Here is a 10,313-nt window from a genome sequence, read left to right as displayed (position 1 = left end):
CCCCCCCCCCCCCCCCCCCCCCCCCCCCCCCCCCCCCCCCCCCCCCCCCCCCCCCCGCCCCCCCCCCCCCCCCCCCGTTGGTCGTTCCCAGGGGCACGGGACACCGCTCGGGGCGCTGCCGGGCCATATGGGGCTGGCCCCCGCGCACGGCTCCGCGGCCCCGGGCACCGCTCCATGCTGCGTGCCCCGTCTGTGTCTAGCTCCGTGCTCCGTCTGCCCTCGTCCTGGGCCCCGTGGTCTCCGTGGCCCGCGTGTTCTGCATTCCGGCTGGGTGCCCGTGCCCCGTGCTCCGTGCCCCGTGCTCCGTGCCCCGCGAGTCTGCTGTTACGACCAGGTGGCCACGACGTAGCCGACGCCGTAGGGCGCCTCGTCGTAGAGCAGTTCGCCGTGGAGGGCCGCGCCGGGTGCCGCGCCGGCCAGTACCTGCCATGCGCTGCGACCGCAGGCCAGGAGGTCGCGGGCGAGCGGCACGTCGAGGGCCGTCAGGGCGGCGACGTCGGCGGTGCCGAGGGCCTGTGCCACTGCGGCGTCGAAGGCGGCGGCGCGCTCGTCCAGATAGCCGGGTGCCTTCAGGGTGCGGCGCGCGCTGCCGTCTCCGGTCACCAGGAGGGCCACCCGGTCGGCGGAGTCCGCCAGTTCGCGACCGAGGGCGGTGCAGCGGGCCGTATCGAGGTCTTCGAGGACGCCGACGCCCTCCACGGGTGCGGCGGTCCACTGTGCGCGCTCCAGGAGCCAGCCGCCCACGGTGAGCGAGAGGGGCAGTTGCCGGCTCGCGGCCCAGTGATCCGCCCCCTGGGTCCCGTCACCACCCGCCGTGCGCTCCGGGGCGCTCCGCCCAAGCCCCTCGGCCGCACCCTCCGGGCCAGCGCCCCCGTCGTACGCAGCGTGGGCAGCAGCCGGTGCCGCCGGGTCACTCGGGCCAGGAGCCTCCTGCCGCGCCCCGTGCCCCGTCACGGCCGCGGCGCCGCGCGTTCCGTCGCTCCGTACGCCGTGCCCCGTCGCAGTGGCTTGCTGCCCGTCCGGGCGGGCGCCGAGATGGACGGTCAGGTCCACGCCGTAGCCGCGGAACGTTCCGGCGGCACCGCTCGGGTAGCGGCCTTCGGTACCCGCGGCGGCCGGTCCCAGGACGATCAACCGGTCGGGGCGGGCAGCGGCCAGCACGCTGAGCGCGTCCGAGCACGCCTCGCGCAGGGGGTTCAGTTCGAGTGCGGCCCCGGTGGCGACCTCGGGCACGAGCAGGGGCGGGCAAGGGCACACGGCGGCAGCGACAAGCATGATCGGCAGCCTACGTCGTCGGGCCCCGCCGGCACCGTCCGGCTGTCCGGGGCTGCGCTGTCCTGCCGCCCAGGGCTGCACCGTGCCGTCTGCACACCCCCCGCCCGGCTACGGCGCCAGCGGCCACACCCACAGCCCGGCCCCGTCCCGTAGGCCCCGGGGCGAACGGCCCACCGGCTGCACCCGCCCGCGCGACGGGGCCGGTGCGGCCGTGGATGTCACGACGGTGGACGCCACGGCGCCCCGTCGTGGGCGGTGACGGGGCGCCGAGCGGGGCCATGCGGCCCGGTGGTGGGAGGCCGGGGGTCAGCGGACGGCGCAGCCGCCGGACTCCGCGGGCAGCGGCGCGGGGGCACCCACGGTGGGCAGGCCGAGCATGACGCCCGCGGGCTTCTGCTCGGGAGCCGCGGTGCGGCGCTCCCACGCGTCACCCGCGCGCGTGCGCCGCACGCCACGGGGCGTGCCCTCCGCGAGGAGGTGGTGGGGCGCCGCGTAGGTGATGTCGACCGTGACGACGTCGCCGGGGCGCACCGGTTCGTCGGGGCGGGTGAAGTGCACCAGGCGGTTGTCGGGGGCGCGGCCCGAGAGCCTGCGCGTGGCGTCGTCCTTGCGGCCTTCGCCCTCGGCCACCAGGACCTCCACGGTGCGGCCGACCTGGCGTTTGTTCTCCGCCCAGCTAATTTCCTCCTGGACGGCGACCAGTCGCTCGTAACGGTCCTGGACGACCGCCTTGGGAATCTGGTCGGCCATCTCCGCGGCCGGGGTGCCAGGGCGCTTGGAGTACTGGAAGGTGAACGCCTGGGCGAACCTGGCCTCGCGCACGACGTGCAGCGTCTGCTCGAAGTCCGCCTCGGTCTCGCCGGGGAAGCCGACGATGATGTCGGTGGAGATCGCCGCGTCGGGCATGGCGGCGCGCACCTTGTCGATGATGCCGAGGAAGCGGTCCTGCCGGTACGAACGGCGCATCGCCTTGAGCACCGTGTCGGAGCCGGACTGGAGCGGCATGTGCAGTTGCGGCATGACGTTCGGCGTCTCGGCCATGGCTGCGATCACGTCGTCCGTGAAGTCGCGCGGGTGCGGCGAGGTGAAGCGCACCCGCTCCAGGCCATCGATCTGCCCACAGGCACGCAGCAGCTTGCTGAACGCCTCCCGGTCGCCGATGTCCGAACCGTACGCGTTGACGTTCTGGCCGAGCAGCGTGATCTCGGTGACGCCCTCGGCGACCAGCGCTTCGACCTCGGCGAGGATGTCGCCGGGGCGGCGGTCCTTCTCCTTGCCACGGAGCGCGGGCACGATGCAGAAGGTGCAGGTGTTGTTGCAGCCGACCGAGATGGACACCCACGCCGCGTACGCGGACTCGCGGCGGGTGGGGAGCGTCGACGGGAACGCCTCCAGCGACTCCGCGATCTCGACCTGGGCCTCTTCCTGCACCCGGGCGCGCTCCAGGAGCACCGGCAGGCTGCCGATGTTGTGCGTGCCGAAGACCACGTCCACCCACGGGGCCTTCTTGACGATCGTGTCGCGGTCCTTCTGGGCGAGGCAGCCGCCGACCGCGATCTGCATCCCCGGCCGCTTCGCCTTGAGCGGCGCGAGTCTGCCGAGATTGCCGTAGAGCCGGTTGTCGGCGTTCTCCCGCACCGCGCAGGTGTTGAAGACGACGATGTCGGCTTCGCCCTCGGCATGGCCCTCGGGCGCCCGCACGTAGCCGGCGTCCTCCAGGAGCCCGGACAGCCGCTCGGAGTCGTGGACGTTCATCTGGCACCCGTAGGTGCGCACCTCGTATGTCTTCGCACTCATCTCAGTTGACCAGGGTACGTGTTCGGCTCCGTGCCCTGCCCCTCCCTTCTCTGCTCCGTTGCTGGCAGTATCCGCCCCATGCCCAAGACCCCTACGGAGCGGCCCGGACGGTGGCCGGTAAGGCGCGCCACAGGCGCAGCGGACGGCCCGGGTTCCCGACGTGCCCAGCGGGCGCGCCGTCTGTGGCGGCTGGCCATCGCCGGCACCGTGACGTTCGGCCTGTTGCTGTGGTGGTTGTCGCCGTTCGACGGCGCGGCCAGCCCCGGGGGAAGCGTGACGATCACGACCGGGGTGCGCACGGGCGTGTACGCACGGTACGGCGAATTGCTCAAGGAGCGGCTGCACAAGGACGAGCCGAAACTGAACGTGAAACTCCTGCCGAGCGAGGGGTCGCTGCACAACATCCGTCGGCTGGTCGAAGGGAAGGCAGCGTTCACCATCGCCACGGCCGATGCGGTGGCGACCTACCTGGACGGCAGCGGACCGGGCACGACGCGGTTGCGCGCGTGCGCGCGCCTGTACGACGACTACGCGCAACTGGTCGTACCCACCAAGTCAACGGTGCGCCGGACGCGGGACCTGGCCGGCAAGCGGGTGGCGATCGGCCAGCCAGGATCTGGCGTCCGGTTGATCGCGGAGCGGCTGCTGCGGGCTGCGGGGCTCGACCCGGCGAAAGACGTGGTGCCGGTGCAGGTGGGGATCAACAAGATGACCGCGATGCTGCGAGAGGGCAAGATCGACGCGTTCTTCTGGTCCGGCGGCCTGCCCACCTCCGCCGTCGTGCAACTCTCCGAGAGCTACCCCGTTCGCCTCGTCCCCCTCGGCGACCTGATGGACCGCATCCACGAGAGCGGCTCCCGGCACTACTACCGGGCGGCCGTGATGCCCACCGACGCCTACAAAGAGGCCGACAACACCCAACCGGTCAAGACCATCGCGGTGGCGAACCTGCTGGTGACCACCGACACGACCAAAAGGGACCTGACCGAGGCCGTCACCCGCACGGTGATCCACAACCGTGACTACATCGCCGAGCAGGTGCACGCGGCGCAGCGCGTCGACCTCCGTACCGCGATCTACACCGATCCCCTCAAGCTCCACGAGGGCTCCATGCGCTACTACCGGTCAGTCAAGCCCTGACGCCACGGGGCGGGCCCCGCCCGCTGGTCGGCGCTCGCTGCCTGCTGGGGTACGTGGCGCGCGCTGCGTGGCGCTGTGCGCCGTCTGGCTCCGCGCTCCGTGCGCCTTGATCGGTACGCGCCCTGCTCCGTGCTCCGTCTCTCGTGATCGGTACGGCCTGTGCCCGTACGCGCCGTACGCCCCGTGCCCCGTGTTGTTCGGGCCCCGTGCCCCGTCTGCCCCTCCATACGAAGCGGAGCCAAGCAGCGGGAGGGGAGGGTGCGGCCCCGTGCGGAGGGCAGGGCAGGGCGGGGCGGGAGGTTGGCGTGAGGCCGCCGACGGCCGGCACCGCGGCCCCGGGGGACGGTGCCAGGGTCGGAGGCGCTCACAGGGACCTCGGGGGCTTCACGGGGCGTGGTCGGCGCCGTCGGACAGGAGATCGAAGGCCGCCGCAGCCGCCCCGACGAGCCCGGCATCGGCGCCCAGGGCCGCCGGCACCACGGTGAGCCCGCGTACGAACGACAGCGCCGCATAGGTCGCCAGGTGCCGCCGTACGGGCCCGAACAGGACGTCTCCGGCCGCCGCGACGCCGCCGCCGATCACGGCCCGTTCGACCTCCAGCAAGGTGGCCGTGCCGGCGATGGCCGCGGCCAGGGCCCGCCCGGCCCGGTCGAACGCGGCCAGGGCCACCCGGTCGCCCGCGCGCGCCGCGGCGGCGACCTGCGCCGCCGAGCGGTCCTCGGTGGGGGCCCGCCAGCCCGCCCCGGCGGCCCAGCCGGCGATGGCCGTGCCGGAGGCGATGGCCTCGACGCAACCGCGCGACCCGCAGACGCACGGCGCCCCGTCGACGGCCACGCTGATGTGACCGATGTGGCCGGCATTGCCCGAGGGGCCGGGGTGGAGTCGGTCGTCCACGATGAGGCCGCCGCCGACGCCCGTGGAGACCACCAGGCACAGTGCGTTGCGGCAGCCACGGGCGGCTCCGAACCGGTGTTCAGCCGCGGTCATCGCCACCCCGTCCCCCACCAGGACGGCAGGCACCGGTGCCCCGTGGCGCACGAGCTCCGCCTCCGTACGGGCGTGCAGCGGGAAGTCGCGCCAGGCGGCGATGTTCACCGGACTGACGGTGCCGTGCTCGGCGTCCACCGGTCCCGCGCTGCCGATCCCGCAACGGGTCACGCGCGTCCACTCGGGTGCCTGCGCGAGTTCAGCGATCACCTCGATCACCGCCGCCATCACCGCCTCGGCGGCGTTCTCGTCCCCAGCCGCGTCCGGGCCCGGGGCTGCATCCCGCAGGGCGCCCGGCGCCGGTTCTCGTCCCGGCTCCGGCCCCGTCCTCGGCTCCGGTTCCGTGGCCGGGTGCGGCGCCCCGTGCCCCGTACGGAGCGCCGGTTCCCGCTCCGCACCGGAGGGGACGGGGCCCGTACGGGGCGGGGCGGTCCTGGTACGGGGCGCGGCGGGCCTCGTGGCGGAGCGGGCCGGGGACGTGCTCGGTGGCGTGGGACGGCGCGCTCTGGCACGGAGCGTGCCGCGCCGGTCCACGAGCGCCCCAGCGATCTTCGTACCCCCGACGTCGAGGGCGACGGCCAACTCCGCGCACCCGTCGGCCAGGGCCGTCGCACCGCTGCTCGCGGCTGCGGTCGGCGCTCCCGCCGGAGCGGTTCGCTGGGACGTCGGTGCAGCGGCTGCGGTCATGTCGGGCGGCCTTTCACTCGGTGGGGCAGAGGAGCGGGTGGGCCCTTTGCCGCGTATCGGGCGGTGGGACGGGACGACGGAGCGGGCACCCGACACGTACCGCCATCCGTGCACGGCCCATGGCACGGATGGCGCCCGCTACGCCGGGTGAACGCTGCGCGGCGGGCGACATGGGCGCCCGCAACAGGGACCGCTTACGGAACGGACCACGCCGCCACGGGGATACGGCGCACGCACCCCGTTGCCCGGTTCCGGTCCTACGGGGGTTCAGCCGATGGAGCCCCGCTCCAGCATCAGGTGCCTACGGAGGGAGCGGTACGCAACGGTGTGCGCTAAGGGCTGGAGGCCGCGGGCGAAGCGCGCGTACGCCTCCGCAGGCCGCGCGGGACACTGGGCAACGGCGCGCTTCCGCGAGGCCGCTTTGACAGAGCACGCCGCTCGCGTGGGAACCCGCCCCATGGCCATGGAGCACACTGCCTCACGGGGCACGGGGCACGGGGCACGGGGCACGGGGCACGGGGCAGTGTGTGTGCGGGGCGCTGTGTGCGGGGACGGGGCAAGGCGTACCAGCGCCGCCCAGCTCGGTCCCCGGCCCTTGGCGCGGGGCGGTATGGAGTCTGCGGCGGTCCGGTAGCGCGCGAGCGCGCACGCGAAGAGCTCCGTTGGGCGCCCGAGGGGGCCGTAGGAACCACCCTCGCTCGGGCACGCGCGCGAGATCCCGGCCGGGCGCCGACAAGACCGCAGAGTCACCCTCACGCAGCACACGCGTGGTCGGCGACGCGCCACCGACCGCCAACGAGGCCCCGGGGCCGCCCTCGCGCGAGCACGCGCGCGCGATGCCGCGCCAAATATCCAACGGTCCCCCGGAAACGTCTCGCGCGGGCGCGCGAGGTGGCGGCGTTCGGCGGTGCCGGGCCGGTTTCCTTCACCTGGCAGTGGTAATGCCACCTGAGCGTCACGCGCCCGCGGAGCCACTCCGGCAAACCGGCCCCCGGGGTGTCCTGCACACCGCTCCGTGCAACCGCACCGTCCGCCCACTCCCACCCCAACCCAACCCACCAGCCCCGCCCCACCACAGCACCGCGCACCCGACCCGGTGCCGCCCCGTACCCCCCGTACCAGCAGCCCATCGACCATCGGAGTCGCCGCCATGCATGACGACCGGACCATCGTCGAAGCCCGCCTGCGCCGCGTTCTCGCCGAGCGCATTCGGCCCGCCGTCCACGGGGCCGCGGAGCCGCTGGCCGTTGCGCGCGGGGACGCGCCCGGCGAACCGGTGCCGGTCGCCGAGGGGCTGGCCGCCGCGTACCGGCCGGCCTCCGTCGGCGACCGGTGGGGGCCCGCGTGGGGCACCACGTGGTGGAAGGTGACCGGCCGGGTTCCCGAGGCGTGGGAGGGCCGCACCGTGGAAGCCGTACTCGACCTGGGCTTCGACCGTCAACTGCCCGGATTCCAGTGCGAAGGGCTGGTCTACCGCGCCGACGGGGCCGCCGTGAAGGCGCTCAACCCGCACAACGACTGGGTCCGTATCGGCGCCCCGGTCGCCGGTGGCGAGGAGGTCGAGCTGTACGTGGAGGCCGCGGCCAACCCGATCCTGGTCGACCAGCGGCCGACGTACGAGGGCGACCGCCGTACCGCCAGCGACGAACCGCTGTACCGGCTGGCCCGGGTCGACCTGGCCGTCTTCGACGCCGAGGTGTGGGAACTCGTCCAGGACCTGGAGGTGGTCGGCAGCCTGATGACGCAGCTCTCCACCGGTGACCCGCGCCGTTTCGAGCTGCTGCGCGCCGTAGAGCGCGCTCTCGACGCGCTCGACCTGGGTGACGTCCCCGGCACCGCCGCCCGCGCCCGGGACGCGGTCGCCGGCGTGCTGGCCGCCCCGGCGAACGCCTCAGCACACCGCATCAGCGCCGTCGGGCACGCACACATCGACTCGGCGTGGCTGTGGCCGCTGCGCGAGACGGTGCGCAAGGTGGCCCGTACGGCGTCCAACGTGGTCAACCTGATGGACGAACACCCCGACTTCGTGTTCGCCATGTCGCAGGCCCAACAGCTCGCGTGGATCAAGGAGCACCGGCCCGAGGTCTTCGCCCGGGTGCGGGAGAAGGTGGCGAGCGGCCAGTTCGTACCGGTCGGCGGCATGTGGGTGGAATCCGACACCAACATGGTGGGCGGAGAGGCGATGGCCCGCCAGTTCCTCTACGGCAAGCGCTTCTTCCTGGACGAGTTCGGCATCGAGACCAAGGAGGTGTGGCTACCGGACTCGTTCGGCTACACGGCGGCGATGCCCCAGTTGGTGAAGCTCTCGGGGTCCGACTGGTTCCTGACGCAGAAGATCTCCTGGAGCCAGTCCAACAAGTTTCCGCACCACACGTTCTGGTGGGAGGGCATCGACGGCACCCGCGTCTTCACGCACTTCCCGCCGATCGACACCTACAACTCGGACCTGGGCGGCGCGGAGCTCGCGCACGCGGTGCGCAACTACCAGGAGAAGGGCCGTGGAACCCGCTCGTTGGCCCCGTTCGGCCACGGCGACGGCGGGGGCGGGCCCACCCGCGACATGCTCGCCAGGGCGCGCCGGGTGGCCGATCTGGAGGGCTCGCCCCGGGTGACGATCGAGCGGCCCGCGGCCTTCTTCGCCGCGGCGCAGGCGGAGTACCCGGACGCTCCGGTGTGGGCGGGCGAGCTGTACCTGGAGCTGCACCGCGGCACGTACACCTCGCAGGCCAAGACAAAGCAGGGCAACCGGCACAGCGAGTCGCTGCTCCGGGAGGCCGAACTGTGGGCGGCCACCGCGGCCCGTACGGTGCCCGGCTTCCGCTATCCGTACGCGGATCTGGAGCGGCTCTGGAAGACGGTGCTGCTGCACCAGTTCCACGACATCCTGCCGGGCTCCTCCATCGCCTGGGTGCACCGTGAGGCACGGGAGACCTACGCGCGCGTGCACGCGGAGCTGACCGAGTTGGTACGGGCGGCACAGACGGCGCTGGCCGGCCCCGGCGAACAGGCCGTCGTCTTCAACGCCGCCCCGCACGCCCGCCGGGGCGTGCCCGCGGGTGGCTCCGTGGTGCGGACTGCGCCACCCGGCGCCCCGGTGACGCTGGCCGAGCGTCCGGGCGGCGGCCACGTCCTCGCCAACGGTCTGTTGCGGATCGAGGTGGACGACCGCGGCCTGGTCGTCTCCGCGTACGACCTGGCGGCCGGGCGGGAGGCCATCGCGCCCGGTCTCGCGGGCAATCTCCTCCAACTCCACCCGGACTTTCCCAACATGTGGGACGCCTGGGACGTCGATCACTTCTACCGGCACAACGTGACCGACCTGCTCGACGTCGACGAGGTCACCGTGGCCGAGGCCACCGACGAGCGCGCGGTACTCACCGTCTCCCGCACCTTCGGCGACGCCGGCTCCACCGCCGTGCAGCGGATCGCGCTCCGTGCCGGCGCGAAGGTGCTCGACATCGACACAGAGGTCGACTGGCGGGAGACGGAGAAGTTCCTCAAGGCGGCCTTCCCGCTGGACGTGAAGGCCGATCGGTCGGCGGCCGAGACCCAGTTCGGTCACGTGTACCGCGCCACGCACACCAACACCTCCTGGGAGGCGGCCAAGTTCGAGATCTGCGCCCACCGGTGGATCCAGGTCGAGGAGCCCGGCTGGGGCGCCGCGGTCACCAACGACTCGACCTACGGGCACGACGTCACCCGCACCGTCCGGCCGGACGGCGGACAGACCACCACGGTGCGGCTCTCGCTGCTCCGTGCCCCGCGCTACCCCGACCCCGAGACCGACCACGGCACCCACCGGCTGCGGTACGCCCTGGCGCCCGGCGCGACCGTGACCGACGCGGTGCGCGAGGGGCACCGGATCAACCTGCCCGAGCGCTCCGTCACCGGCGGGCGGGCCACCGAGCCGCTGGTCACGACCGCCGGCGACCAGGTCGTCGTCGAGGCGGTCAAGCTCGCCGAGGACCGCAGCGGGGACGTGGTGGTGCGGCTGTACGAGTGCGCCGGCGGCCGGGCCACCACGACGCTCACCGGCTCCGTGCCGTTCGCCTCCGTGACCGAAACCGACCTCCTGGAACGTCCGTTGGACGGCGCCCCGTCCCACGCCTTCACCCCCGACGGAGCACTGGAACTGACCCTGCGACCGTTCCAGATCCTCACCTTGCGGCTACGCCCCCGCGGCTGATCCGAGGCTGATCCGGCGGCTGAGCCGACGTGAGGGCGGGCCGCGAGTGGGCCCCTCGCCCCCGCCCTCGCGTCTCCCGCTCGCAGGCCGCCTCCTGGGCCCCAGCCCGGCCCCGCCGGCCCGCGCACCGCGCCTTCCCATAACCGGCTCGCTGCGCCCCCCGGGGGGGGGGGGGGGGGGGGGGGGGGCGCCGCGGCGGGCGGGGGGCGCCCGCGGGCGGCGGGCCCCGGGGGGGGGGGGG

Annotated in this window: 5 protein-coding genes; 2 read left to right on the top strand and 3 right to left on the bottom strand. The window is 73.9% G+C overall.

Annotation, left to right across the window (positions count from 1 at the left end):
* Window positions 1-324 precede the first annotated feature (324 nt).
* On the bottom strand, window positions 325-1,275 hold the full coding sequence (locus tag AAHZ94_RS20020; protein ID WP_349994345.1) for a class III extradiol dioxygenase subunit B-like domain-containing protein: 951 nt from the start codon (window positions 1,273-1,275) through the stop codon (window positions 325-327).
* 306 nt (window positions 1,276-1,581) lie between these two features.
* Complete coding sequence (gene miaB, locus AAHZ94_RS20015) at window positions 1,582-3,072, bottom strand: tRNA (N6-isopentenyl adenosine(37)-C2)-methylthiotransferase MiaB (protein WP_349994344.1); 1,491 nt, start codon at window positions 3,070-3,072, stop codon at window positions 1,582-1,584.
* Window positions 3,073-3,150: 78 nt separating this feature from the next.
* Between miaB and AAHZ94_RS20010 the strand changes: the two genes are divergently transcribed.
* Complete coding sequence (locus AAHZ94_RS20010; protein WP_349994343.1) at window positions 3,151-4,212, top strand: TAXI family TRAP transporter solute-binding subunit; 1,062 nt, start codon at window positions 3,151-3,153, stop codon at window positions 4,210-4,212.
* Between the two features lie 384 nt (window positions 4,213-4,596).
* Here AAHZ94_RS20010 and AAHZ94_RS20005 read toward each other — a convergent pair whose 3' ends face one another.
* Entirely contained in the window at window positions 4,597-5,886 is a 1,290-nt protein-coding gene (locus AAHZ94_RS20005) for an ROK family protein (protein ID WP_349994342.1), read from the bottom strand.
* A gap of 1,150 nt (window positions 5,887-7,036) precedes the next feature.
* On the opposite strand from AAHZ94_RS20005, the gene AAHZ94_RS20000 reads away from it, so the two are divergent.
* Window positions 7,037-10,072 (top strand): alpha-mannosidase, encoded by a 3,036-nt coding sequence (locus AAHZ94_RS20000; protein ID WP_349994341.1) that lies wholly within the window; start codon window positions 7,037-7,039, stop codon window positions 10,070-10,072.
* Window positions 10,073-10,313: the final 241 nt, after the last annotated feature.

Origin of the sequence: Streptomyces sp. HSW2009 (assembly GCF_040240285.1) — a bacterium.
Taxonomy (GTDB): domain Bacteria; phylum Actinomycetota; class Actinomycetes; order Streptomycetales; family Streptomycetaceae; genus Streptomyces.
This window is presented reverse-complemented; position numbering and strand designations above follow the sequence as displayed.

Excerpts from the sequence above, each read along its gene's own strand:
- AAHZ94_RS20005 (WP_349994342.1), bottom strand. The coding sequence starts at position 5,886 with ATGACCGCAGCCGCTGCACCGACGTCCCAGCGAACCGCTCCGGCGGGA.
- AAHZ94_RS20000 (WP_349994341.1), top strand. The coding sequence starts at position 7,037 with ATGCATGACGACCGGACCATCGTCGAAGCCCGCCTGCGCCGCGTTCTC.
- AAHZ94_RS20020 (WP_349994345.1), bottom strand. The coding sequence starts at position 1,275 with ATGCTTGTCGCTGCCGCCGTGTGCCCTTGCCCGCCCCTGCTCGTGCCC.
- AAHZ94_RS20010 (WP_349994343.1), top strand. The coding sequence starts at position 3,151 with ATGCCCAAGACCCCTACGGAGCGGCCCGGACGGTGGCCGGTAAGGCGC.
- miaB (WP_349994344.1), bottom strand. The coding sequence starts at position 3,072 with ATGAGTGCGAAGACATACGAGGTGCGCACCTACGGGTGCCAGATGAAC.